Here is a 23,891-nt window from a genome sequence, read left to right as displayed (position 1 = left end):
CCGTTTTCGTTTCCTACGAGGGCGTTCGCCGGGTCCGCCCGGCGAACGCCCTCTTTCGCACACCCATCCGCGAGGAGAACCCATGTCACACCCCGAGGCCGAGCAGACGCAGGCCGGTATCATCGTCGACGCGCCCGCCGAGATCACCTACGCCATGCTGGTCGACGTCGCGAACTGGCCACTGCTCTACCCGTGGATCGCGCACACCGAGTTCGTGGAACGGGCGCCCGCCGAGGATCTGGTGCAGTTCTGGGCGGTCAACCCGCTGGGCCGGATCCGGATCTGGACCTCCCGCCGGTACCTGGACGCGAGCGCGCTGCGGATGGACATCGAGCAGCAGGGCTCGGTCGGCCCGATCACCGGGCTGACCGGGTCGTGGACCTTCAAGCCGCTGCCGGGTGACCGGTGCCTGGTGGAGTCCCGGCACGCCTTCCACGCCGCCACGCCGGAGGATCGCGCGGCCGGGGTCACCGAGCTGAACCGGCACGGCAAGCTGCAGATGGAGACCCTCAAGAGCCGGGTCGAGAACCGTGCCCGGCTCGCGGAGGTGACCTGGTCGTTCGAGGATTCGCTGGTGGTCGAGAGCGAACTCGGGCAGGTCTACCGGGCGCTGCGGGACGTCGGGTCCTGGCCCGCCCATCTGCCCTACCTCACCGCGCTTGAGGTCACCGAGGACGAGAACGACGTGCAGTTCTACGACGTGCGCACGCAAGATGCGGACGAGTCGAGCCGGTACGTCCGGATCTGCCTGCCGGACAAGGGAATCGCGTACAAGCAGCTGACCGTGACCGCGCCGGTGGACCTGCACCTCGGCCGATGGACCCTGACCGAGACGCCTGCGGGAGTCGCCGTCACCTCCACGCATACGGTGCTGGTGAACCCGTCGGCAGCCGAACAGCTCCCTGAATTGCGCGGCCGGCTGCACAAGACGTTGAGTGCGGACAGCCTGGCCGAGCTACAGCTGGTCAAGCGGCTGACGGAAACCCACTGAACGTACAAAAAGGACGCCGTGGCAATGCAGATTGCCGCGGCGTCCTTTTACGTTTTCAGTCGGCGGCAGCGGTCGATGTGCGACTGCTGTTGACCAGATCGACCAGCGCTCCCGGCGTGGCCGTCTGCCACACTACGTCCTCGGGGAGTTCCACAGTGTACTCACGCTCGATCCGCCCGATGGTGTTGAACAGCGCGAGGGAGTCGTAGCCGAGTTCGTCGAACGGCATGTCCCCGACCTCGCCGTCGAGGTCCACACCTTCCTCCTCTCCGGCACATTCGCGCAGCAGCCGCACCAGCTCGGCGATCGTGAACTCTGCCATGGTTGCCTTCCTTTCGTGTGGGGATCAGGTGGCGCCGCGAAGCACCATCGCGGAGTTGAACCCGCCATACCCTCTGGCCAGCACCAGCGCAGTCGACAGCGGCGCCTGCCGGGGACTGTCGCGAACCAGGTCGATCTCGTCCCGGTAGCCAAATTTTCCGATGTGGACGGTGGGCGGAATGACGTTGTCCCGCAAGGAGAGCAACGCCGTCGCCAAGTCCAGCGAACTACCACCGGCCAGCAGCCTGCCGGTCATCGTCTTGGGCGCGGTGACCGGAACGGCCCGCGCGCCGAAGATCCGGACCAGCACTTCGATCTCGGCCCGATCGAGGTCGGGCAGACCGGCGGCGTCGGCGAACACCACGTCCACTTCGGACGGAGTCAGCCGCGCTTCGGCCAGCGCCTGCTCGACCGCCCGGAGCAGACCGGGTGGACGGCGCGAACCCGGGCGTGGGTCGAAGGTCGCGCAATAGCCGGCGATCTGCCCGTAGATCCGGTCCACGCCACGCTGGTGTGCCGCGGCGGGATCCTCGATCACCAGCAATGCGCCGCCCTCGCCCGGCACCATTCCGGAAGCCTCGGTATCGAAGGGCAGGTAGGCCCGCCGCGGATCGCTCGCCGTGCTCAGCCGGCCGGAGCGCAGCATGCACAGCCAGGACCACGGGCACAGCGACCCGTCGATGCCGCCGGTGACCATCAGCGGGGTTCCGTCGCGCACGTGCCTGCGGGCCTTGGCGACCGCGTCCAGGCCACCGGCCTGTTCGGACACAAGCGTGCCGCTGGAGCCGCGCATCCCGTGCCGGATCGAGATCTGGCCGGTGTTCACCGGATAGAACCAGGCAAAGGACTGGTAGGCACTGACGTAGGAGCCGCCTTTACTCCACAGCTCCTGCAGTTCCCGTTGCCCGAACTCGAATCCGCCACCGGAGGCCGCGGTCATGACCCCGGTCGCGTAGTCGGGCAGGTTACGCGGATCGGCACCCGCATCGGCGAGTGCCTCCTCGGCGGCGATCAGCGCGAGCCGGGTCATGTGGTCGGTCTGTGGCAACAGCCGGTCGGGCAGCCGCCCGGCCGGGTCGAAGCTGACCTCACCCGCGATCCGGGCCGGGTAGCCGTCCGGGTCGAACCGGGTGATCCGCCGCAACCCGCTGTCGCCACGGAGGGTCGCCGCCCAGTAGGCCTCGGTGCCCATGCCGTTGGGCGCGATCACGCCCAGTCCGGTCACCACCGGCCGTACCGTGCTGCGGCCGCGCACCGGCACCGGTTCGGTCTCCACGCTCATGGTTTCCCTACCCGCTTCCCGGTTCCGCCGTCCGCGCCGGTCAGCAGGATGGCGCTCTGGAAACCGCCGAACCCGCTCGCGACGCTGAGCACCACGTCGACCTCCTGTTCCCGCGCCACCAGCGGCACGTAGTCCAGGTCGCACTCCGGGTCGGGCACGTGCAGATTCGCCGTCGGCGGGATCACCGAGTGCTCGATGGTCAGCGCGCAGGCGGCGACCTCCAGCGACCCGATCGCGCCGAGTGAATGCCCGACCATCGATTTGATCGAGCTGACCGGCACCTGATAGGCGTGCGCTCCGAGACTGGTCTTGATGGCCGCAGTCTCGTGCCGGTCGTTCTGCCTGGTCGACGACCCGTGCGCGTTGACGTAGCCGATCCGGGACGGGTCGATCCCGGCCTGTTTCAACGCCCCGTCGATGGCGTCGGCCATTTCGCGGCCGTCCGGACGCAATCCGGTCATGCTGTAGGCGTTGCACCGGGACGCGTACCCGACGATCTCGGCGTAGATGTGCGCGCCCCGCCGCTTGGCGTGCCCCAGCTCCTCCAGCACGAAGACGGCCGCGCCCTCGCCGAGCACGAACCCGCTGCGGGTCTGGTCGAACGGCCTTGAGGCCGACTCGGGTTCGTGGTTGCGTGCCGTGGTGGCCTTGATCGCGTCGAAGCAGGCCACCGTGATCGGCGAGATCGGCGCCTCGGAAGCACCGGCGACCATGATGTCGGCCTCGCCGTCGCGGATCAGGTCGGCGGCGTGCCCGATCACGTCGACCCCCGACGTGCATCCGGTGGAAACCAGCCCCACCGGTCCTTCCGCCTCCACCAGCCACGCGATCTCGGTGGCCATCGAGGACGGCAGGAAGTAGTCGTAGAGCTGGGGCACCCCGTAATCCGGGTCGACCAGCCAGCTGCTGCCCTCGTCGCTGACCACCGCGTACTCGCGGTCCAGGCTCTGTGTCATGCCGCAGGCGGTGCCGATCGCCACCCCGGTACGCAGGGGGTCCTGCTCCCCGAGCATCCCGCTGTCGGCCACCGCCTCCCTTGCCGCCACCACGCAGAACTGTGTGGTGCGGTCCCATTTCCGGATCTGCCGCTGGCTCAGCCCGGCGGCGATCGGATCGAAGTTGCACTCAGCGGCCACCCTCGACCGGAAGGAACTCGCGTCGAACAACGAGATCGGCCGGGTGGCCGTACGGCCCGCCGTGATCAGCTCCCAGAACTGCTTGGTACCACGGTCGCCCGGGGCGACCACCCCAATCCCGGTAATCACGACACGATGGGCATCGCTTGGTCCTGTCACCGCGTCTCCCTCTGTCGCCGGTCAGCCAGCGGAGAGCTTGCCCGGCCATCCTCAAGCCGCCCTGGAACCCGGTTGGGGCGACCTCAGGCTGTGAAGGGTCCCTTCACGGACGCTGAGGCTGTGAAGGGACCCTTCACAGCCTTTACGGCGCCCCGGGCGGGACGAACGGAAGGCCGGCGGGTGCTCCATCGGTGACGAGGTCGAGCAAGCGGTCAGTGTCCACACCGGACTCGACGGCGTCCGCGAGCCGGTCCAGCATGTCCTCCCGCAGTGCGGCGAAGCCGGGGGCGCCGGGAGCCGGCGCCCAGGTGAGCCCGGCCTGCGCGGCCACCTCGGTCAGCCAAGCCCGGCGGAAACCGTCGTTCTCCAGCGCACCGTGCCAGGTGGTGCCCCACACCGCGCCGGACCGGTAACCGTCCAGAAAGGACTCCGCGGCGGCGGGACCGGCGCTGCCGTGATGGATCTCGTAGGCGTCCACCGGATGCCCCCGCCAGGAACCGGACGGGCGGCCGAGCACCTTCTCCCCCGCGAAGCTCACCTTGGTGGGCAGCAGGCCGAGCCCGGGCACCAGCCCGGCCCCGGATTCCACATCGTCCTCAATGGACTCGGCGAGCATCTGGTAACCACCGCAGATACCCAGCACCGGACGCCCCGCCGCGGCCCGAGCGATGACCGCATCCGCGAGACCGCGGGCACGCAGCCAATGCAGATCGTCCACAGTGGCCCGAGAGCCGGGCAGCACCACCAGATCGGCCGCGGCGACGGTGTCCGGATCGGCGGTCAGGCTCACCGTGACCCCGGGCTCGGCCGCCAGCGCGTCCACGTCGGTGGCGTTCGACGCGCGCGGGAAGCGGACCACGGCGACCCGCAGCCCACCCGAGGCCGCCTCGTGCCGCCAGCCCGCCGCGGCCAGCGCGTCCTCGGAGTCGATCCACACCCGGTCCAGCCACGGCAGCACACCCAGCACCGGACGTCCGGTGACCTTCGCCAGACTGTCGAGGCCCGGCCGCAACAGGCCGACGTCGCCGCGGAACTTGTTCACCAGCCAGCCCGCGACCAGCGCCTGATCCTCGGCCGAGAGCAGCGCGAGCGTGCCGAACATGGCCGCCAGCACCCCGCCCCGGTCGATGTCGCCGACCACCAGCACCGGCAGCGAGAACCGCCGTGCCAGGCCGAGGTTCACGTAATCCCCGCGCCGCAGGTTGATCTCCGCGGGACTGCCCGCGCCCTCGCACACCACCACGTCGAACCGCTCGCGTAGCCCCGCGAACGCCGTGAACGCGATTTCGGCCAGCCCGGCCCGCCCAGTCGCGTACTCCCCCGCTTCGAGCGTGCCGAACGGCTTGCCGAGCGCAACCACGTGACTACGCCGGTCGCTGCCCGGCTTGAGCAGCACGGGGTTCATCGCCGCCTCGGGTTCCACCCCTGCGGCACGCGCCTGCAACCACTGCGCACGGCCGATCTCCGCGCCGTCGGCACACACCATCGAGTTGTTGGACATGTTCTGCGCCTTGAACGGCGCCACCAGGACCCCGCGCCGCGCCAGCCACCGGCAGATGCCCGCGGTGACGAGGCTCTTGCCCGCGTCGGAGGTGGTACCCGCTACCAGCAGCCCGCTCATCGCGCCCTCACCCCGAACACCCCGGCCACAGCAACGACGAGCGCCGCTGCTCCCACAACGCGGGACAGCCGCACCGCCCGACGGAGGTCCGCGGGTCCCGGCGGACGGCCGTCACCGAGGGTGCCGCGACGCTCCGTCTCACCGTGATAACTGTTCGTGCCACCGAGGCGGATCCCCAGCGCTCCGGCGAACGCGGCCTCGACCTGTCCGGCGTTCGGGCTCGGATGCGCGGATCCGTCCCGCCGCCAGGTCCGCCACGCGGTCCGGGACCGGCCGCCCGCCAGCGGCGCCACGGCCGTGGCCAGCAGCGCGCCGGCCCGGGAGGGCACGAGGTTGACCAGATCGTCGGTACGGGCGGCGAACCAGCCGAAGTTCCGGTGCCGCGGCGAGCGGTAGCCGACCATCGCGTCGAGCGTGTTGACCGCGCGGTAGCCGAGCAGCCCGGGGATCCCGGCGACCGCGCCCCACAGCAGCGGCGCCACCACCGCGTCCGACGTGTTCTCCGCGATCGATTCCGTGGCCGCCCGGCTCAGCTCCGCGGCGTCGAGGCCGGTCGCGTCACGAGCGCAGAGGTGGCCGAGCCGCTCCCGCGCGGCGGGCACTTCGCCCGATTCGAGCAGCCGCGCCATTTCCCGGCCCTCGGCGGCCAGCCCGCGCCCGCCGAGCACCACCCAGGTCGCCGCCGCGGTCAGCGCGAACCGGGCGAACGGACGGCGCCGGGTCGCCACCTGTGCGGCCAGCCCGAGCCCGGCGACCGCGCCCGCGCAGGCCCCGGCGTAGGCCGCGCCGCGGCTCTTCGAGTCGGCCCACCAGCGCTGTTCCAGTGCGGCCGCGACGGTGCCGAACCCGGCCACCGGATGCCCCCGGCGGGGGTCCCCGAACCAGGTGTCGGCGAAATATCCGGTGATCAGGCCGGCTGCGGTGGCGGCTTGTCGGAGTGGCACGTGGCGAACGGTAGCGCGCGCGAGAGAATGCCGGGTATGACCAAGCTGACGCACCGGCTCGCCAGGTCGCTCGAAGCCCTGGCCCGGACCCTCCGCCGGTACGGTCGCGACGACGCGAAAGTGCTGGTCCTCGGCGGTGTCCGATCCGGGAAGTCGCGGTACGCGGAGCGTCTCGTGGCCGGCTACCCGCACCTCGTCTACGTCGCGCCGGGCCTGCCCCCCTCCGCCGAGGACCCGGAGTGGGCCGCCCGCGTCGAGGCGCACCAGGCCCGCCGACCGCACCATTGGACCACGGTGGAGACCACCGACCTGGCGAAGGTGCTGCGCACCGTGACCAGCCCGCTGCTCATCGACTGCCTGGGCACCTGGCTGTCCCGGGTGCTCGACGAGGTCGGCGCGTGGTCCGGGCGGGACGGCTGGGAGCAGCGGCTCGACGAACGACTGGAGGATTTCCTCGCCGCGTGGCACGAGGCGAAGGTGCCGGTCGTGGCGGTGAGCAACGAAGTGGGCAGCGGTGTGGTGCCCGCTACTGTTTCCGGACGCCTGTTCCGTGATGTGCTGGGCGCACTCAACAACCGGGTGTCCGCCGACTGCGACCAGGTGTCGCTGATTGTCGCCGGGCGGGTACTCGACCTGCAGTGAGGAGACCGCCGTGTCGAGTTTCGCCGTTCCCGTCCCCGATCCCGCCGCGCACGCAGCCGCGGTCGAGCGGCTCGACGGGCTGGTCAAGCCGCTCGGTTCGCTGGGCAGGCTGGAGGAGCTGGCAGCCTGGCTGAGCGCCGCGCACGGGGTGGTCCCGCCGCGGCCGCTGGACGACGTGCGGGTGGTGGTGTTCGCCGGTGACCACGGGGTCTCCGCGCAGTCGGCCTACCCGCGCGAGGTCACCGCGGCGATGGTGCGGGTGTTCCTGGCCGGACGCAGCGGGGTGACCGTGCTCGCCGCGCAGGTCGGGGCGAGCGTGCGGGTGGCCGACCTGGCCGTGGACTGGGACGCTTCGGACGTTCCGGATGAAGTCACCTCGCACAAGATCCGCCGTGGCTCGGGTGCGATCGACGTGGAGGACGCGCTGGCCGCCGGCGAAGCGCAGGCCGCGTTCGAGGCGGGCCGCACGATCGCCGCCGAGGAAAGCGGTGCGGACGTGCTGATTCCCGGCGATATGGGCATCGGCAACACGACGGTGTGCGCGGCCATGGTCGCCGCGTCGCTGGGCCTGCCCGCGGCCGAGGTGGTGGGCGCCGGTACCGGGGTGTCCGGCGGGGCGCTGGCGCGCAAGACCGCCGTCGTCGCGACGGCGCTGGGCCGCGCGGCCGGGCGGAGCACCGACCCGTTCGAGCGGCTGACCGCGCTCGGCAGCGCCTGCCTTGCCGCAACGGCAGGCTTCCTGGTGGAGGCCGCGATGCGGCAGATCCCGGTGGTGCTGGACGGGATCTTCTCGGCGACGGCGGCGCTGGTCGCGCGGGACATCGCACCGGGCGCGGAGCGATGGTGGCTGGCCGGGCACCGTTCGACGGAACCGGCGCAGGCGTTCGCGTTGAAGGCATTGGGCCTCACCCCGATTCTCGACCTCGGGCTGCGCCTGGGCGAGGGCAGCGGCGCGGTCCAGGCGATCCCGACCCTGCGCGCGGCCCGCGCGATCATCGCCGAGATGGGCCTGCTGGCGGACCTCGCGTGACCGAGGCGTCGAAGTCGACCTGGACGGGTGGTTCCGGCCGATGACGCGTCTAGGCGACGGCATCCGCCTGGCCGTGGGGACCCTCACCGCCGTCCCGGTGCCGGCGCCACGGCAGATCAACCGCGCCGTCGCCGGTGTCGCCATGGCGCTCGGCCCGTTCGCCGCGCTCCCCCTCGCCGCTGCCGCCGGGCTCATCGTCCTCGGCGGCGCGGCGATCGGCCTGCCCGCGGCGGCCGTGGCCGCGCTCGCCTTGGGCGCCGTCGCGCTGGGTAGCCGCGGCCTGCATCTCGACGGGCTCGCTGACACGGCCGATGGCCTTGGCGCTTCCTACGACCGGTCGAAGGCGCTGGACGTCATGCGCCGTGGCGATTCCGGGCCGACCGGGATCGCCACGCTGGTCCTGGTCCTGCTGGTCCAGTTCGGCGCTCTGACCGGCGCGATCTCGGCCGGGCACGGGGCCACTGCGGCGGTCGTGGCCGTCCTGTGTGGACGGTGTGTGCTCTCGTTGTGCTGCGCCAAGGGTGTGCCGTCCGCGCGTCCCGAAGGGCTCGGCGCAACTGTGGCCCAGTCGGTGCCGAGGGCCGTGGCCGTGCTGGTGTTCGTCGTGGCCGCGGGCTTGGCGACGCTGGCGCCAGGTCTGCCGTGGTGGCGGGGGTTGCTTGCCGTGGCCATCGGGTACGGCGCCGCGGCGCTGTTGCTGGCCCGCTGCGTTCAGCGAATCGGCGGGATCACCGGCGATGTCCTCGGCGGCTGCGTGGAGGCCGCGGTGGCGGGGGCGCTACTGGCCACCGCGTGAGAACGACCGCAAGACACGGAGAAAAGCGTCAGTCGTCGCTCGATCGCGCACAGCCAACCGCAGATGATCCGGCCCCAGACCCGGGAAGGTGTCACCACGCCGGACCGCGTAACCCTCCGCACGCAACCCCAACCGGATACGCTCCCCATCCTCAACCCGGATCAGCACGAACGGGCCACGCGGCACACCCAGCACAGTCACCCCGGCAGCAGCGAGCCCCGACACCAGGTAATCCCGGTCGGATTCCGCGGTGACAGCCAGCTTTTCCGCTTCCTCCAACGCCTCCGGTCGGCAGCACGCCTCGGTCGCCACGGCGGCCAAAGTGGACACCGACCACGGTGGCTGCACAGCGCGCAGCCGCGCGATCAGGTCTTCCGGCCCGAGCACGTACCCGGCACGCAGACCGGCGAGTCCCCACGTCTTGGTGAGGCTGCGTAGCACCACCACGCCCGGGAGTGCTTCCCCGGCAAGGCTTTCGACCTCGCCGGGCACGGCGTCCAGGAACGCCTCGTCCACCACGAGCACCCGGCCGGGCCGGGCCAGCGCACGTACCGCCGAAGCGGGGTGCAGCACGGATGTCGGGTTCGTCGGGTTGCCCACGAAGACCAGATCCGCCGATTCCGGCACCGCGGCCGGGTCGAGCACGAAACCGTCCGAAGAGGACAGAATGACGCGGGTGACCGCATGTCCGGCCGCGCGCAGGGCGGCCTCGGGTTCGGTGAACTGCGGATGCACCACGACCGCCTGCCGCGGGCGCAAAGCCGAGGCCAGCAACGTGAACGCCTCCGCGGCCCCGGCCGTCACGAGGACTTCGCCGGGCGGGCGGAGGTGCCGGGCGGCCACCGCGTCCCGCGCGGCGGACGCGTCGGGGTAGGCGGCGAGTTCGTCCACTGCGGACACCAGCTCCCGCCGGAGCCAGTCCGGCGGGCGGGGCAGCCGGACGTTCACCGCGAGGTCCACCAGGCCGGGGCCGGTCTCGCGGTCCCCGTGATGGCTCAGATCGTAGTCAGTCATGGGCCGCGAACTCCCGCACGTGTCCGGCGAATCGTGCGGCCAGCTCGGGATATCCGGCCCAGTGCACGTGGAGGTAGGAGGCGTGCACCGAAGCCGAGGCGAACCCGTCGACGATCCGGTCCCAGCCCCAGGCGGCGGACGGACCCGCGGCCGGGGACACCTCGGTGCGGTGGAACTCGTGCCCGGTAACCCGCTGCCCGGCGGTCGCCAGCACGTTGTCCGCCAGCGAAACCGCGCGGCGGTAGCCGAGCTTTCCGCGTTTGGTCATCGTCGCGGTCGCCGGCAGCGCGCCGACCATCGGCTCACCGTCGAGTTCGCGGCACAGGTAGAGCAACCCCGCGCACTCCGCGCTGACCGGCATCCCACGGCCGATCGCGTCGGCCACCGCCGTACGCAGCGGCACGTTGGCGGACAGCTCGGCGGCGTGCACCTCGGGAAAGCCACCGCCGAAGTAGAGCCCGGCACAACCTTCGGGGAGTTCCTTGTCCCGCAAGGGATCCACGTCGACGACGTCCACTCCGGACGCCGCGAGCAGCTCGACGTTCTCGGTGTAGCGGAAGGTGAACGCCGGACCGGCCGCCGCCGCGACCACCACGCGCGGACCGTCGTACCGCACCGCCGGTGTCCATTCCGGACCGGACAGCGCCGGTGCGGAACCCGCGATCCGCACCACAGCGGCCAAATCGACGCCACCGGACACCCACGCGGCCAGCTCCGGCAGCACCCGTTGCGAATCCGAAGCCCGCTCGGCGGCCGGGACCAGCCCGAGATGCCGGCTCGGCGCGTGCACGTTTTCGTTGCGCCGCAAGGCACCCACGAGCGGGACCCCGGTCGCCTCCAGCGCGGCGACGATCTCGTCCTCGTGTCGCTGCGAACCGAGTTTGTTGAGAATCACCCCGGACAGCCGCACCCGCGTGTCGTACTGCGCGAAGCCCAGCACGGTCGCCGCGACGCTGCGTGAAGCGGCCGAAGCGTCGACGACCAGGATCACCGGGGCATCGAGCAGCCGGGCGACGTGCGCGGTCGACGCGTAGCCTTCCGTGCCCAGCGCACCGTCGAAAAGGCCCATCACGCCTTCGATCACCGCGATGTCCGCGCCGGCGGAACCGTGCCGCAGCAACGGCATCAGGGCATCCTCGCCCTGCAGAAAAGGATCGAGGTTACGAGCGGGGCGACCGGTGGCGAGCGCATGGTAACTGGGGTCTATGAAATCCGGCCCCACCTTGTGCCCGGACACGCGGTGCCCGGCCGAGCGCAGGGCGGCCATCAGCCCGGCCGCGACGGTGGTCTTGCCGTGCCCCGAGCCGGGCGCGGCGATGACCACCCGCGCTACCACTCGATCCCCCGCTGCCCCTTCTGCCCGGCGTCCATCGGGTGCTTAACCTTGGTCATCTCGGTCACCAGGTCGGCGGCCTCGATCAGCTCCGGCGGAGCGTACCGGCCGGTGATCACCACGTGCTGGTGGCCGGGCCGGGCGGCCAAAGTGGACGCTACGTCGACGGGATCGAGCCAGCCCCACTTGAACAGGTAGCTGAACTCGTCGAGCACGTAGAAGTCGTACTTTTCGGCGGCCAGGCAGCGTTTGATCTCGGCCCAGCCCTCGCGCGCGTTGGCCGCGTGGTCCTCTTCGCTGCCCTGCTTGCGCGACCAGCTCCAGCCTTCGCCCATCTTGTGCCACTCGACCGGCCCGCCCTCGCCGGTGTCCTCGTGCAGCTTGCCGAGCGCGCGGAACGCTGCTTCCTCGCCGACCCGCCACTTCGCCGACTTCACGAACTGGAACACGCCGATCGACCAGCCCTGGTTCCAGGCCCGCAGCGCCATCCCGAAGGCCGCCGTCGACTTGCCCTTCATCTCCCCGGTGTGCACGGCCAGCAACGGCCGGTTGCGGCGCTGGCGGGTGGTCAGCCCGTCCTGCGGCACGACGGCGGGTTTTCCTTGCGGCATCAGGCAGCCCTTCCGGTTCGCTCGCGCACCGCCGAGGCCAGGGACTCCGCGGCGACGTCGGTCAGCGGTACGTGCTCGGCGCCGAGGTGCCCGGCCAGCTCCGCAGCGAGACCGAGCCGCATCCGGCCCGTCTCGCAGTCCATCACAACGGTGGTCACCTCCGCCAGCAGCCCGGCGGCGGCCTGCGCGCGGGCTACCGCGTCGGCACCGCTGGTGGCCCGGCCGTCGGTCACGACCACGAGCAGCGGACGCCGTCGCGGGTCGCGGATGGCCTCCACCCGCAGTACCCGCGCGGCCTCCAGCAAACCCTCGGCCAACGGCGTGCGCCCGCCCGTGGGCAGGCCTTCCAGCCGGGCCGCGGCGGCTTCCACACTGATCGTCGGCGGGAGCGCCAGCTCGGCCGAATCGCCACGGAACGTGACCAGACCGACCTTGTCGCGCCGCTGGTAGGCGTCGAGCAGCAAGGACAGCACCGCGGTCTTCACTTCCCGCATCCGCGCCCGCGCCCCCATCGAGCCGGAGGCGTCCACGCAGAACAGCACCAGGTTGCCTTCGCGGCCCTCCCGCAGCGCGAACCGCAGGTCCGCCGGCCGTACTTCCAGCCCGGTCTCGCGGCGGCCCCGGGCATGCTGGTGCGGCGCAGCCGCGCGGATCGTCGCGACCAGGTGCGGCCTGCCCTCGCGCACGCTCGAAGGCTGCACGCCGATCGTCCGGCCGGTGTCGGTGATCGCTCGTGACCGGCGGCCACGCTCGCCCTCACCGGTGCCCTTCACGCGGAAGACGCGGGCACGAAAGGTGTCCCCCGCGCCGACGGTGTTCTGCGGGGCGGAACCGGTGCCTTCGCCGGGAGACGGGGGCGGGCTGGGCGCTTCGGCGCTCTCGCGGCTTTCGGAACTCTCGGAATTCTCGGAAGGCGGAGGTGTGCCGCCGGGGCCACCATCGTCGGGACCAGGGCCGTTGTCGTCCGGGTCGGGGCCGTCGTCCGGTGGCTGGGCGTCGGACAAAGCCTGCTCCAGCTGCTCTTCGGAGATCCCCGGCGCATCGAAGGGGTTTCGCCGACGCCGGTGCGGCAGGGCGAGCCGCGCGGCCACGCGGATGTCCTCCGTGGTCACCTCGCTACGCCCGGCCCAGGCCGCGTGCGCAACGGCGGTCCGCGCCGTGACGATGTCCGCGCGCATCCCGTCGACCTCGAACGACGCGCACACCTCGGCGATCTGCCGCAGCGCATCGTCGGGCAGCTTGACCGCCGGCAGAAGCCGTTGCGCTGCTTCGATCTCCTCGGCGAGCGTGGCGTCCGTGCCGGCGTACGCGGCCGCGAAGCCGTCCGGATCAGCTTCGTAGGCCAGCCGTCGCCGCACGACCTCGACGCGCTGCTCGGGGTCACGGCTGGAGGCGACCTCGACAGTCAGCCCGAACCGGTCGAGCAACTGTGGGCGCAGCTCGCCCTCTTCCGGGTTCATCGTGCCGATGAGCACGAACCGTGCCGCATGCGACACCGAGACGCCTTCGCGCTCCACTGTCGCGCGGCCCATCGCCGCCGCGTCCAGCAAGGTGTCCACGAGGTGGTCGTGCAACAGGTTGACTTCGTCCACGTACAACAGCCCGCGGTGCGCGGCGGCCAGCAACCCGGGTTGGTAGTCGGTGACGCCTTCGGAGAGCGCCTTCTCCAAGTTCAGCGAACCGACGACCCGGTCCTCAGCCGCACCGACAGGCAGCTCGACGAGCTTCGCCGGCCGCCGGTGCGCGGGTACACCGGGCTCGTGCGGGCCGTCCGGGCACAGCGGGTCGGGCGCGACCGGGTCGCAGGAGAACCGGCAGCCGTCCACGGCGTCGACGCCGGGCAGCAAGCCCGCCAGCGCCCGCACCATGGTCGATTTCGCGGTGCCTTTCTCGCCTCTGACCAAGACCCCGCCGACAGCGGGCGAAATCGAGGAAAGCACGAGCGCCAGGCGCAGATCCGGCATTCCCACGACGGCGGTGAACGGATAGGGCTTCAAAGAGCACTCCCTTGTGTTCGGCGTCCGGCCGATCATCGCACAGAGAACGCGTCGTCTAGCGTGGCGGACGTGCGCGAAAAATCACCCCGCCTGACTGTCGTCGGCATCGGTGCGGACGGCTGGTCGGGGCTGTCCGCGAAAGCGTGCGAAGCAGTGCTGCACGCCCACGTCGTCCTTGGTGCGCCTCGTCAGCTCGCGTACCTGCCCTCAGACGTGCGTACGCGGGCATGGCCGAGCCCACTGCTTCCAGCGCTCGACGAGGTGCTCGCCGAGTACGAGGGCCACCAAGTCTGCGTACTGGCCAGCGGCGATCCCCTGTTGTCCGGGATAGCCACCACGCTGCGCGACCGCGGCTACGAGATCGACGTACTGCCCGCGTTGTCCTCCGAGACGCTGGCACGCGCGCGGCTCGGCTGGTCCTTCGAGGAAACCGAAGTGGTCACGGTCGTCGGGCGGGCCGTCGATCGCGTCGCGCGGGCGCTTGCACCGAATCGGAAAATCCTGGTACTCGGCGGTAGCGTCACAGACCTGCGTGCATTACTCACCGAACGCGGCTATGGCAAGTCAACGCTGACCACGCTGGAAAATCTGGCAGCCGAGAACGAACGGATCGCCGACGGCTGGGCACACGAGCCCGGCCCGCTGACGGTATTCGCACTGGTCTGCGACGGCCCACGGCTGCCGCTTATCGGCCTGCCCGACAGCGCGTACGAGCATGACGGCCAGCTCACCAAACGCGACCTGCGCGTTACGGCACTGTCCAGGCTCGCCCCTTCGCCCGGTGAACTGCTGTGGGACGTGGGCGCAGGCGCAGGCAGCATCGGGATCGAATGGTCCCGCGTACACCCACGGAACCGGGCTGTCGCGATCGAGCGCGATCCGTCGCGTGCCGAGCGCGTCACGCGCAATGCGAACACTTTGGGCGTACCCGAGCTGCGGGTGGTCACCGGCGCCGTGCCGGAAGTACTGGCCGGACTACCGCGACCGGATGCCGTGTTCATCGGGGGCGGCCTGACCGTGCCCGGGGCGCTCGAAGCGTGCCTTGCGACCGGCGCACGCGTCGTCGCCCATGGCGTGACTTTGGAAGCAGAACAGGTCCTCGCCGCCGCGTACGCGCGGCATGGTGGTGAACTACACCGGATCAGCGTGGAGCAAGCAAAGCCGCTCGGCGGGTTCACCGGGTGGACCCCGTCGCGCACCGTGACCCAGTGGAGCCGGGAATGACCGTCTACTTCATCGGCGCCGGACCCGGCGCCGCAGACTTGATCACCGTACGCGGCCGAGATCTCCTCGCCCGCTGCATGGTGTGTCTGTACCCGGGAAGCATGACGCCCACCGATCTACTCGCGTACTGCGTGCCTGAAGCCGAATGCGTCGACACGGCGAACCTGAGCCTGGACGAGATCGCTGCGAAGCTGGTTTCGGCCCACCGCGCAGGGCACGACGTCGCACGGTTGTGTTCCGGCGATCCGTCGCTGTACAGCGCTGTTGCCGAGCAAGCTCGCCGGCTCGAAGCGGAAGGCGTGCCGTACGAGATGGTGCCCGGCGTACCCGCCTTCGCCGCTTCTGCCGCCGTACTCGGCCGCGAACTGACGGTGCCCGGCATCGGCCAGAGCCTTGTCATCACCCGCGCGCAAGCCCGTTCCACCGCGATGCCGGACGACGAGACGTTGGCGAACTTCGCACGCAGCGGCGCCACGCTCGCCTTGCACCTCGCGATCAACCACATCGAGCGCGTTACCGAAGAACTCGCCGAGTACTACGGCGAAAACTGCCCGGCCGCCGTGGTCGCATTGGCCACCCAGCCCGGCGAAACGGTCGTACGCGGCACCCTCGCCGATATCGCCGGACAAGCCCGCGCAGCCGGAATGACCCGCGCTGCCACGATTTTCGTAGGCCAAGTCCTCGCTGCCGCCGGATTCCCGGACAGCTTCCTGTATTCGAGCACGCGCGACCGCGCCACCCAACCGGACTCCCTGTGACCGCCCGGCTCTCGACGCCCGGCCTCAAGGCTGTGAAGGGAACCTTCACAGCCTCAGAGTCCGTGAAGGTTCCCTTCACAGCCTTCGGACACTGCCGATGACCGTCCTGGTGCTAGGCGGCACGGCGGAAGCACGTGCCCTTGCGGCACAGCTGCACGACCACGGCGTCACGGTGGTCTCATCGCTCGCCGGTCGCGTCGCACGGCCTCGGCTCCCAGTCGGCGAAGTACGCGTCGGCGGCTTCGGCGGCGTCGACGGACTCACCGCCTGGCTGCGGGAACACGACGTACGCGCCGTCGTCGACGCAACGCATCCCTTCGCGGAACGCATCGGCACCAACGCATTCCACGCGACCCAGGCCGCCTGCGTGCCGTTGCTCCGGCTCGCACGGCCGGGTTGGCAACCTCACTCCGGCGACCGCTGGCATTGGGCAGCAGACCTCGACGAAGCAGCAGCGATGCTGCCCAACCTCGGTACCCGGGTCTTCCTCACCAGCGGACGGCAAGGACTCGCCGCGTTCGCCACGCTCGACGCGTTGTGGTTCCTGATCCGCTGCGTCGACCCACCCGGTCCCCCGCTGCCGCGTCACCACGAAGTGCTGCTCGCCCGGGGACCGTACGAAGTAGCCGCCGAACGCGCGTTGCTGACCGGACACGACATCGACGTACTGGTCACAAAGGACAGCGGCGGCGCGATGACTGCTGCAAAACTCACCGCTGCGCGCGAACTGGACTTACCCGTGGTCGTAGTACGTCGGCCCCCGAGGCCGCGCGCCGACGAGACCGCCGAAGTCGCCGAAGCAGTGAAGTGGGTGTTAAGCCAATGAATGAGCAGTTTTACGAAGTGCTCCACCGCCGTCGCGACGTACGCGGCGAATTCACCGGTGAGCCTGTCGACGAAGCAGTACTCACCCGGGTGCTGACTGCCGCGCACGCCGCACCGAGCGTCGGCCTGAGTCAGCCGTGGGACTTCGTCCTCGTACGCGACCCCGAGACCCGCGAAGCATTCGCCAAGCACGTACACGAAGAACGTGCGATCTTCGCCGATTCTCTTGACGGGGAGCGCGCGGAGACCTTCTCCCGGATCAAGATCGAAGGCATCCGCGAATCGGGCCTCGGCATCGTGGTCACCTACGACGAGCAGCGCGGCGCTCCGGCGGTACTCGGCCGGCACGCGATCGCGGACGCCGGGCTGTACTCGGTGTGCCTGGCCATCCAGAACCTGTGGCTGGCCGCGACCGCGGAAGGTCTCGGCGTGGGTTGGGTGAGTTTCTACCGCGAACCGGTGCTGGCCGACCTGCTCGGCATCCCGGCCGGGATCCGGCCGGTCGCCTGGTTGTGTGTGGGACCGGTCACCGCACTGGCCACCGCCCCGGATCTGGAACGCCACGGCTGGCGCCGCCGCGCGCCGTTGGCCCAGGTGCTGCACCACGAGAGGTTCTCCCACCATGATCAGGGGTCGGAGTAAGCGCGAAGTCGGGACCCATTAGTTTTCCTCCGATGCGTCCGATCGCCGTTGTGCTGGGGCTGCTTTCGGCGTTGTGTGCCCTGGCCTATCCCTTCCTGCCGGTCGTGCAGGACACCGCCGAGATCGTCTGGCCGGCCGGGTCCGACACCCGGTCCGTCAACGCGCCCTTGACCGGGTACTGGGCCCAGGAGATGCGCGCCGACCTGCCGTGCGCCACCATCCGCTCGGTCGACGCGCGCAGCACCGGCCCGGCCCTGCTGTTCGGCACCGTGCCCGACGAGCGCACCGGGCCGCAGGCGGGCAACGGCGTCGGGCTGCAGCTGCGCGTGGACAACGGCGTGCTGGTCGCGTCCAGCCAGGGCCAGCAGATCGCGCAGCAGCCGCTGCCGCCGGACGGCTGCACGGTCACGCTCACCTCCGACGCGCGCCAGATGACGCTGTCCGTGGGCACCACCCCGATCTTCCACACCACCGGCGACGTCCGGCCCCGCGTGGTCGGCATCTATTCGACGATCAGCTCGCTGCGCGATCCGATCGCGGGAGTGCACGTCTCGGTCACCCCGGACACCCGGTACCAGACCTCGCCGACCGTGCTGAAGCTCGTCGTCGGCATCCTCGGCGTGCTGTCCCTGCTGGGCTGCCTGATCGCGGTGTGGCGGATGGACTCCGGGTTCGCCCGCCGGGCGCCGCGCTGGGCGCCGCTCGGCTGGTGGCGGCTCACCGCCCGGGACGCGACGGTGTTCGGCGCGCTCGGCGCCTGGGTCTTCATCGGCCCGGCGACCTCCGACGACGGCTACATCCTCACCATGGCCAGGGTCGCCGAGCAGACCGGCTACCTGACCAACTACCACCGCTGGTTCGGCGTCGCCGAAGCGCCGTTCGGCTGGGTCTACCACCTGTACGAGCTGATGACGCACGTCAGCACCGTGCCGCCGTGGATCCGGCTGCCCTCCTACCTGCTCGGCGTGATCAGCTGGCTGCTGATCAGCCGCGAAGTGATGCCCCGGCTGGGCACGCAGGTGCGCGGCAGCCGCGCGGCGGGCTGGGCCGCGGCCGCGGTGTTCCTGGTGTGGTGGATGCCCTACAACAACGGCGTGCGGCCGGAACCGGTGGCGGCGCTGGGTTCGCTGCTGGCCATCTGCGCGGTGGAACGCGCGCTGGTCACCCGGCGTCTGCTGCCTTTGTGCCTCGGGCTCACCGCGGCGGCATTCACCCTGGCCGCGACCCCGACCGGGCTGATCGCGGTGGCCCCGTTCCTGGTCGCCGGACGGCCGTTGTTCAAGCTGGTCCGGCAACGCTCGGCGAACGGCTGGCTGCCGATCCTCGCGCCGATCGCCGCGTCCGGGCTGCTCGTGCTGGTCGTGGTGTTCGCCGACCAGACCTTCGCGACGGTCACCGAGGCCACCCGCATCCGCACCGCGGTCGGCCCGAATCTCTCGTGGTTCCAGGAACTCGCCCGCTACCAGCTGCTGTTCACGAACCTGCCGGACGGCTCGGCCCCACGCCGGTTCCCGGTGCTGCTGGTGCTGCTGTGCACCGTCACCTGCCTGGTCGTGCTGCTGCGCCGCGGGCGCATCCCCGGCGCCGCGCTCGGCCCCAGCCGACGGCTGATCGGCACCACCGCGCTGTTCTTCCTGCTGCTGGCGCTCACCCCGACGAAGTGGACACACCACTTCGGCGCGTTCGCCGCGGTCGGCGCCTCGATGGCCGCGCTGACCGCGCTCGCCACCAGCTCCACCGTGCTGCGCTCGAATCGCAACCGCGCGGCGTTTCTCGCGGTACTGCTGGTAGTCGGCGCGCTCGCCGCGACAGGGCCGAACACCTACTGGTTCGTCTCCAGCCTCGGCGTGCCTGGGAACGACTCGACGCCTTCGGTCGCCGGAATCCCGCTGTCCACCATCCTGCTCGCCGCAGCCGCGATCGCCGGAATCTACGCCTTCGTGGAGAACGTGCGCGCGCACCGCCCGGGGGCCGGGGCGAGCAAACAGGAAGGCCGGAGCCGGTCGCTGCGGCTGGGTTCGCTGTCGCTCGTGGTGGTCTGCGGATTGGCCGCGGCCGGCGAGTTCTACTCGATGGTCGTGGCGATCAACACCCAGAGCGGCAGCTACAGCCTCGGCGGCGAGAACTTCCGGCATCTGCTCGGGAGCAGCTGCAACCTCTCCGACCACGTGATGGTGGAGACCGACCCGGCGAAGAGCATGCTGCGCCCGCAGGCCGAGCAGCGCACGGTCGCCCCGAAGCAGCCGGAGGATTCGCCGCTGCCGGAGCCGAATCGGGACAACGGCCGGACCCAGTTCGGCTTCCACACCGCCCCGATCGACGAGGACGATCCGCTCGCCCAGCCCCCGCACGGGTTCACCCGCCACGACGTGCCGATGTGGAGCAGCTACCTCGATCCGCAGACCCGGGCCGGACGGCTGCGCAGCGACTGGTATGCGCTGGCGGACAAGCCGGCGGACGGCCAGATCGTGGTGGCCACCGCCGCCCAGCCGCGCGGGCCGTCCTCGGTCAGCCTCGACTACGGCGTGAACACCCCGGACGGGGTGAAGGTGCTGCGCAGCCAGTTCGCGCTGCCGCCCGGCGCGGGCAGCGGATCCTGGAACGACACCCGGATCAACCTGCGCGATCTGCCGCCGCAGACCACCTCGGTGCGCATCGACATCGTGGACAACGACCTCACCCAGGACGGCTGGATCGCCGCGTCCGCACCCCGCGTGCCGACCTTCACCACGCTCACCGACAAACTGGCCGGGAAATCGGTCTACATCGACTGGCCGGCTTCCTTCGTCTACCCCTGCGCCAACCCGGTCACCTCGCACGACGGCATCTCCGAGGTGCCCGACTACCGGATCAGCTCCGGTCGCCTGGCCGAGGAGTCGGGCTGGGCCTCCAGCACGAACGGCGGCCCCAACGGGTGGCTGGAGGAACTCGCGGACGAACCCGAGGTGCCCAGCTACCTGATCGGCCAGCCGAGCCAGTCCTGGGGCCAGCTCAAGCAGATCGAGCCGTTCACCACCGGGGTGGCCCCCACCGTCCGGCACGGCGAGAAGACCGTCTGGGGCTGGTGGTCCCCCGGCCCCGGCCCCTCCCAGCCGAACGGCAAGGACGCCACCCGCTGAGCGTCACCCCGGCCGTAAAGCTGTGAAGGGTCCCTTCACGGACGCCAAGTCCGTGAAGGGACCCTTCACAGCCCTTGCCCGGAAGCTCAGGCGTAGCTGCGCGGGGTCCAGACGGTGGGCGCGCCGTCCGGCCCGGTCTCGATCACCGTCTTCGACGAGCCCACGATCAGCAGGCATCGCATGTCCACAGTGGAGGGATCGAGTTCGCCGAGCGTGGTCACCCGCACGTCCTCCTCCGGACCGCCGACGTCCCGGGCCACCACCACCGGCGTGCCCGGAGAACGGTGCCGCAGCAGCACTTCCCGCGCGGATTCGAGCTGGGTGACCCGCGTCCGCGACGCCGGGTTGTACAGCGCCAGCACCAGATCCGCGGCACCCGCCGCGTCGAGACGGCGTTCGATGATCTCCCACGACTTGAGCCGGTCCGAAAGGGACAGAACGCAGTAGTCGTGCCCCAGGGGCGCGCCCACCCGGGACGCCGCCGCCTGCGCGGCAGTCACCCCCGGTACCACGCGCACCCGCACACCTTTGCCATGACCGGCCGAAACCTGTTCCAGCACTGCCGAAGCCATCGCGAACACCCCCGGATCCCCGGAAGAGACCACGGCCACCCGCGCACCCGAGGAGGCCAGTTCCAGCGCCGCCGCCGCACGATCGGCCTCGACCCGGTTGCCCGACGCATGCCGCTGCTGCCCCGCCCGCTGCGGCACTCGCGCGACGTACGGGCCGTAGCCCACGACGTGGTCAGCCGCCGCCAGCTCCGCCGACGCCTCGGGAGTAAGCCATTCCGGCCCGGCCGGCCCCAGCCCCACCACCACGACCTCGCCACCTTCGGCGTCCACAGTGGACGACTCCGGTACACCGTCCACTCGGGACCGATAGGCCGGGCTGGGCACCAGGGCCAGCGAGAAGTACGGCACGGTCTCGGGATCCACCTCGGCCAGCGGCTCGACCCGCTGCTGCCCCCAAGTGGCCCGCTCCACGTACCAGGCGTCGTCCAATTTCCCGGATTCGGCCAGCGCCTCCCGCACCGAACCGAACGTCCGGCCCAGCTTCAGCACCGCCGCCGCGTCCGTGTCCGCCAGGCGCCGGGCCAGCTCCGGCGCGGGCAGGGTGCCCGGCAGCACCGTCAGCACCTCGTCACGCTGCACCAACGGCCGCCCCAGCACCGACGAAGCCGCGCTCACCGACGTCACGCCGGGCACGACCTCGGTCTCGAACCGGCCCGCGAGCCGCTCGTGCATGTACATGTAGGAGCCGTAGAAGAACGGATCTCCTTCGCACAGCAGCACCACATCGCGCCCGGCGTCGAGGTGCTCGGCGAGCCGCTTCGCGCTCAGCTCGTAGAAGTCGGAGATCGCCCCCTCGTACCCGCCGGGGTGATCGGTCGTCTCGGTCGTCACGGGGTAGACGAGCCGCTCCTCGACCTGCCCCTCCCGCAGGTACGGCTCGGCCACCGACCGCGCGATGCTGCGCCCGTGCCGCGCGCAGTGGTAGGCGATCACGTCCGCCTCGCCGATCAGCCGCGCCGCCTTCACCGTCATCAGTTCCGGGTCGCCGGGACCAAGCCCGACGCCGTACAACCGCCCGCTCATTCGACCGCACTCGCAATCGCGTTGATCGCGCCGACCGCCAGCGCGCTGCCCCCACGCCGGCCCTGAACCACCAGGTACGGCGCGGGTGCCCGCTCGATCAGCTCCACTTTGGACTCCGCGGCACCGACGAAACCGACCGGCACGCCGATGATCGCGGCCGGGGCGCCGACCCCTTCGGCCAGCAGCTCCAGCAGCCGGAACAACGCGGTGGGCGCGTTGCCGATGGCCACCACCGAACCGGGCAGCCGATCGCGCCACAGCTCCAGCGCGGCCGCGGACCGGGTGGTGCCCATCCGCTCGGCCAGCTCCGGCACGCTCGGGTCGTCCAGCGTGCACACGATCTCGTTCGCCGCGGGCAGCCGCTTGCGCGTGATCCCGCTGGCGATCATCTTGGCGTCGCACAGGATCGGCGCCCCGGCTTCGAGCGCCGCGCGACCCGACTCGACCACGTCGAGCGAATAGCGCAGGTCCTCGACCAGGTCGACCATCCCGCAGGTGTGGATCATCCGCACCGCGACCCCGGCCACGTCGCCGGGCAGAATCGCCAGGTCGGCCTCTTCACGGATGGTGGCGAACGAATGCCGGTAGATCTCGGCCCCGTCCCGCAGGTAGTCGATCACGCAAGTACCTTTCTCGCCAGCGCATCCGCCAGACCGGACGCCGGGGTCCATTGCCCGTCGACACGGTAGCCGCCGCCCTCGGCGACGACGTCGTGGTGTGCCCCGGAAGGCCGGCCGCACCGCCGCGCGCATCCCGAAACGTGCACGCGGGCGCCACGCGGCGTCACGGTCCGCGCGTCGGCCCGGACATCCGCGAGCGACTTCGCGCACCCCGGCGCACCGATGCAGGCAGTGATCTCGGCCGTCGCCGGATCCGTCGACAGCCCCGCTTCGTGGAGCCGCTCGACCTCGGCCCCGCCCGGCAGCAGCACCGAACGCCACGGCGTGACCACTGCGTCACCGAATTCCGCGAGTACCCGCAGCTGAGCCGCGGTCACCAGCCCGAATCGCGGTGCGACACCCACCGCCTGCCCGATCCGGCCGACCGTCGGATCAACCCGGCACGAACGCACTTCCGGCGCCGCCCGCGGCCCGTCCGGCAGGACCACGGAGGGATCGTCCAGCTCGCCGATCCGCCACGCCGGACCTCGCACTCGCGCAAACGCTTCCGCCACCGTCACCAGCGCGGACACCGCTTCCGCCCGCGAGACCGCCAGCCCCGAATCGAGGCCCGCCAGCAGCACCGCCCCGGACGACGGCGTGACCGCGCGCCAGCACACGTCCGCGCCCTCCCCGGCGATGTCGCCCCGGCCGTCGTCGAACGCGAAGAGAAACCGCCCGGGCAGCTCCGCGAGGGCAGGCCGCGCGCAGAGTTCGCGGTCAAGCTCCGCCGCCAGGCCACGGACGTCGGCCACTCCGCCGTGAATTCCGCTGAGCGGCGAGGCCAGCACATTGCGGACACGTTCGTGCGCAGGCGCAGGCAGCAGCCCCGCCTCGGCGAGCCGACCAGCCAGGCCGGCGAGCCGGACCCCGCGCAGCTGGACGTTCCCGCGCGAGGTCAGGTGCACGTCGCCGTCGCCGAAGTCTTCCGCGCACGCAGCCAGCGCCCGCAGCTGCGCCGCCGGCACCACGCCACCGGGCAGCCGCACCCGGGCCAGCGGGCCGTCCGCCGCATCATGGGTGGCGAAAACCCCCGGACAAGCGTCCGCACGCACTCGCGACATGGCGCTCACTCTAACCCGACCAGGGTTCCGGCAAAGTCGGTGTAGAGGTCCGTGAAGGGACCCTTCACGGACTCTGAGTCTGTGAAGGGTCCCTTCACGGACCCGAAACCGGGCCGGCGCACGCCACG

The 23,891-nt window shown here is 71.1% G+C and carries 21 protein-coding genes; 9 read left to right on the top strand and 12 right to left on the bottom strand.

Annotation, left to right across the window (positions count from 1 at the left end):
* The first annotated feature begins 82 nt into the window (after nt 1–82).
* Nucleotides 83–991, top strand: coding sequence for an aromatase/cyclase (locus D5S19_RS28515; RefSeq protein WP_120026465.1), 909 nt, complete (start codon nt 83–85; stop codon nt 989–991).
* Nucleotides 992–1,046: 55 nt separating this feature from the next.
* On the opposite strand, the gene D5S19_RS28510 is transcribed toward D5S19_RS28515, so the two are convergent.
* The 5 genes from D5S19_RS28510 to D5S19_RS28490 all read right to left on the bottom strand — a co-directional run bounded on the left by D5S19_RS28510 (nt 1,047) and on the right by D5S19_RS28490 (nt 6,454).
* Nucleotides 1,047–1,313, bottom strand: a complete 267-nt coding sequence (locus tag D5S19_RS28510) for an acyl carrier protein (protein ID WP_120026464.1) — start codon at nt 1,311–1,313, stop codon at nt 1,047–1,049.
* A gap of 24 nt (nt 1,314–1,337) precedes the next feature.
* Nucleotides 1,338–2,594 carry a ketosynthase chain-length factor gene (locus tag D5S19_RS28505; RefSeq protein ID WP_120026463.1) on the bottom strand — a complete coding sequence of 419 codons (1,257 nt, stop codon included), beginning with the start codon at nt 2,592–2,594 and terminating at the stop codon, nt 1,338–1,340.
* A complete protein-coding gene (locus tag D5S19_RS28500; protein WP_325050332.1) occupies nt 2,591–3,859 on the bottom strand; it encodes a beta-ketoacyl-[acyl-carrier-protein] synthase family protein in 1,269 nt (422 codons plus the stop codon). The genes D5S19_RS28505 and D5S19_RS28500 overlap by 4 nt, the downstream gene beginning before the upstream one ends.
* Nucleotides 3,860–4,031: 172 nt before the next feature.
* Nucleotides 4,032–5,510 carry a cobyric acid synthase gene (locus D5S19_RS28495; RefSeq protein WP_120026461.1) on the bottom strand — a complete coding sequence of 493 codons (1,479 nt, stop codon included), beginning with the start codon at nt 5,508–5,510 and terminating at the stop codon, nt 4,032–4,034.
* Nucleotides 5,507–6,454 carry a cobalamin biosynthesis protein gene (locus tag D5S19_RS28490; RefSeq protein WP_120026460.1) on the bottom strand — a complete coding sequence of 316 codons (948 nt, stop codon included), beginning with the start codon at nt 6,452–6,454 and terminating at the stop codon, nt 5,507–5,509. Before D5S19_RS28490 ends, D5S19_RS28495 begins: the two co-directional genes overlap by 4 nt.
* 36 nt (nt 6,455–6,490) lie before the next feature.
* Here D5S19_RS28490 and D5S19_RS28485 point away from each other — a divergent pair, with 36 nt between their 5' ends.
* The 3 genes from D5S19_RS28485 to D5S19_RS28475 are packed head-to-tail and all read left to right on the top strand — an operon-like array spanning nt 6,491 to nt 8,922.
* The gene (locus D5S19_RS28485; RefSeq protein ID WP_120026459.1) at nt 6,491–7,096 is read left to right on the top strand and encodes a bifunctional adenosylcobinamide kinase/adenosylcobinamide-phosphate guanylyltransferase; all 606 of its coding nucleotides are present in this window, start codon (nt 6,491–6,493) and stop codon (nt 7,094–7,096) included.
* 10 nt (nt 7,097–7,106) lie between these two features.
* Nucleotides 7,107–8,126 (top strand): nicotinate-nucleotide--dimethylbenzimidazole phosphoribosyltransferase, encoded by a 1,020-nt coding sequence (gene cobT / locus D5S19_RS28480; protein WP_120026458.1) that lies wholly within the window; start codon nt 7,107–7,109, stop codon nt 8,124–8,126.
* Nucleotides 8,127–8,166: 40 nt separating this feature from the next.
* Nucleotides 8,167–8,922: an adenosylcobinamide-GDP ribazoletransferase gene (locus tag D5S19_RS28475; protein ID WP_199730754.1), complete on the top strand. Its 756-nt coding sequence runs from the start codon at nt 8,167–8,169 to the stop codon at nt 8,920–8,922.
* On the opposite strand, the gene cobC is transcribed toward D5S19_RS28475, so the two are convergent.
* The 4 genes from cobC to D5S19_RS28455 are packed head-to-tail and all read right to left on the bottom strand — an operon-like array spanning nt 8,905 to nt 13,877.
* Nucleotides 8,905–9,936 (bottom strand): Rv2231c family pyridoxal phosphate-dependent protein CobC, encoded by a 1,032-nt coding sequence (cobC, locus tag D5S19_RS28470; RefSeq protein WP_120026457.1) that lies wholly within the window; start codon nt 9,934–9,936, stop codon nt 8,905–8,907. The genes D5S19_RS28475 and cobC overlap by 18 nt on opposite strands.
* Nucleotides 9,929–11,272: a cobyrinate a,c-diamide synthase gene (locus D5S19_RS28465; protein ID WP_120026456.1), complete on the bottom strand. Its 1,344-nt coding sequence runs from the start codon at nt 11,270–11,272 to the stop codon at nt 9,929–9,931. Before D5S19_RS28465 ends, cobC begins: the two co-directional genes overlap by 8 nt.
* Nucleotides 11,266–11,880, bottom strand: coding sequence for a cob(I)yrinic acid a,c-diamide adenosyltransferase (gene cobO, locus D5S19_RS28460; protein WP_120026455.1), 615 nt, complete (start codon nt 11,878–11,880; stop codon nt 11,266–11,268). Before cobO ends, D5S19_RS28465 begins: the two co-directional genes overlap by 7 nt.
* Nucleotides 11,880–13,877: a putative cobaltochelatase gene (locus D5S19_RS28455; RefSeq protein WP_120026454.1), complete on the bottom strand. Its 1,998-nt coding sequence runs from the start codon at nt 13,875–13,877 to the stop codon at nt 11,880–11,882. The genes cobO and D5S19_RS28455 overlap by 1 nt, the downstream gene beginning before the upstream one ends.
* A 60-nt stretch (nt 13,878–13,937) precedes the next feature.
* Here D5S19_RS28455 and cbiE point away from each other — a divergent pair, with 60 nt between their 5' ends.
* The 5 genes from cbiE (at nt 13,938) to D5S19_RS28430 (ending at nt 20,445) form a co-directional block, all read left to right on the top strand.
* Nucleotides 13,938–15,101 carry a precorrin-6y C5,15-methyltransferase (decarboxylating) subunit CbiE gene (cbiE, locus tag D5S19_RS28450; protein ID WP_120026453.1) on the top strand — a complete coding sequence of 388 codons (1,164 nt, stop codon included), beginning with the start codon at nt 13,938–13,940 and terminating at the stop codon, nt 15,099–15,101.
* A complete protein-coding gene (gene cobM, locus D5S19_RS28445; RefSeq protein WP_120026452.1) occupies nt 15,098–15,859 on the top strand; it encodes a precorrin-4 C(11)-methyltransferase in 762 nt (253 codons plus the stop codon). Before cbiE ends, cobM begins: the two co-directional genes overlap by 4 nt.
* 97 nt (nt 15,860–15,956) lie before the next feature.
* Nucleotides 15,957–16,685 (top strand): cobalt-precorrin-6A reductase, encoded by a 729-nt coding sequence (locus D5S19_RS28440; RefSeq protein WP_120026451.1) that lies wholly within the window; start codon nt 15,957–15,959, stop codon nt 16,683–16,685.
* Nucleotides 16,682–17,326 (top strand): 5,6-dimethylbenzimidazole synthase, encoded by a 645-nt coding sequence (bluB, locus tag D5S19_RS28435; RefSeq protein ID WP_120026450.1) that lies wholly within the window; start codon nt 16,682–16,684, stop codon nt 17,324–17,326. Before D5S19_RS28440 ends, bluB begins: the two co-directional genes overlap by 4 nt.
* Nucleotides 17,327–17,358: 32 nt before the next feature.
* The gene (locus tag D5S19_RS28430) at nt 17,359–20,445 is read left to right on the top strand and encodes an arabinosyltransferase domain-containing protein (protein WP_120026449.1); all 3,087 of its coding nucleotides are present in this window, start codon (nt 17,359–17,361) and stop codon (nt 20,443–20,445) included.
* A gap of 86 nt (nt 20,446–20,531) precedes the next feature.
* On the opposite strand, the gene D5S19_RS28425 is transcribed toward D5S19_RS28430, so the two are convergent.
* The 3 genes from D5S19_RS28425 to D5S19_RS28415 are packed head-to-tail and all read right to left on the bottom strand — an operon-like array spanning nt 20,532 to nt 23,763.
* Nucleotides 20,532–22,040 carry a precorrin-2 C(20)-methyltransferase gene (locus D5S19_RS28425; protein WP_120026448.1) on the bottom strand — a complete coding sequence of 503 codons (1,509 nt, stop codon included), beginning with the start codon at nt 22,038–22,040 and terminating at the stop codon, nt 20,532–20,534.
* The gene (locus D5S19_RS28420; protein ID WP_120026447.1) at nt 22,037–22,660 is read right to left on the bottom strand and encodes a precorrin-8X methylmutase; all 624 of its coding nucleotides are present in this window, start codon (nt 22,658–22,660) and stop codon (nt 22,037–22,039) included. The genes D5S19_RS28425 and D5S19_RS28420 overlap by 4 nt, the downstream gene beginning before the upstream one ends.
* Nucleotides 22,657–23,763, bottom strand: coding sequence for a precorrin-3B synthase (locus D5S19_RS28415; RefSeq protein WP_407641799.1), 1,107 nt, complete (start codon nt 23,761–23,763; stop codon nt 22,657–22,659). The genes D5S19_RS28420 and D5S19_RS28415 overlap by 4 nt, the downstream gene beginning before the upstream one ends.
* Nucleotides 23,764–23,891 lie beyond the last annotated feature (128 nt).

This window comes from Amycolatopsis panacis (assembly GCF_003600245.1).
GTDB classification, from domain to species: Bacteria; Actinomycetota; Actinomycetes; order Mycobacteriales; family Pseudonocardiaceae; genus Amycolatopsis; species Amycolatopsis sulphurea.
Note: the sequence above shows the minus strand (reverse complement) of the source record. Positions and strands in the feature narration are given on the sequence as shown.

Bases quoted from the DNA above. Each gene is read 5' to 3' on its own strand.
- D5S19_RS28505 (WP_120026463.1), bottom strand. From the start codon at position 2,594: ATGAGCGTGGAGACCGAACCGGTGCCGGTGCGCGGCCGCAGCACGGTA.
- D5S19_RS28495 (WP_120026461.1), bottom strand. From the start codon at position 5,510: ATGAGCGGGCTGCTGGTAGCGGGTACCACCTCCGACGCGGGCAAGAGC.
- D5S19_RS28440 (WP_120026451.1), top strand. From the start codon at position 15,957: ATGACCGTCCTGGTGCTAGGCGGCACGGCGGAAGCACGTGCCCTTGCG.
- D5S19_RS28425 (WP_120026448.1), bottom strand. From the start codon at position 22,040: ATGAGCGGGCGGTTGTACGGCGTCGGGCTTGGTCCCGGCGACCCGGAA.
- D5S19_RS28515 (WP_120026465.1), top strand. From the start codon at position 83: ATGTCACACCCCGAGGCCGAGCAGACGCAGGCCGGTATCATCGTCGAC.
- D5S19_RS28415 (WP_407641799.1), bottom strand. From the start codon at position 23,763: ATGTCGCGAGTGCGTGCGGACGCTTGTCCGGGGGTTTTCGCCACCCAT.
- D5S19_RS28485 (WP_120026459.1), top strand. From the start codon at position 6,491: ATGACCAAGCTGACGCACCGGCTCGCCAGGTCGCTCGAAGCCCTGGCC.
- D5S19_RS28430 (WP_120026449.1), top strand. From the start codon at position 17,359: ATGCGTCCGATCGCCGTTGTGCTGGGGCTGCTTTCGGCGTTGTGTGCC.
- D5S19_RS28475 (WP_199730754.1), top strand. From the start codon at position 8,167: ATGACGCGTCTAGGCGACGGCATCCGCCTGGCCGTGGGGACCCTCACC.
- cobO (WP_120026455.1), bottom strand. From the start codon at position 11,880: ATGCCGCAAGGAAAACCCGCCGTCGTGCCGCAGGACGGGCTGACCACC.
- cobC (WP_120026457.1), bottom strand. From the start codon at position 9,936: ATGACTGACTACGATCTGAGCCATCACGGGGACCGCGAGACCGGCCCC.
- D5S19_RS28510 (WP_120026464.1), bottom strand. From the start codon at position 1,313: ATGGCAGAGTTCACGATCGCCGAGCTGGTGCGGCTGCTGCGCGAATGT.
- cobM (WP_120026452.1), top strand. From the start codon at position 15,098: ATGACCGTCTACTTCATCGGCGCCGGACCCGGCGCCGCAGACTTGATC.
- bluB (WP_120026450.1), top strand. From the start codon at position 16,682: ATGAATGAGCAGTTTTACGAAGTGCTCCACCGCCGTCGCGACGTACGC.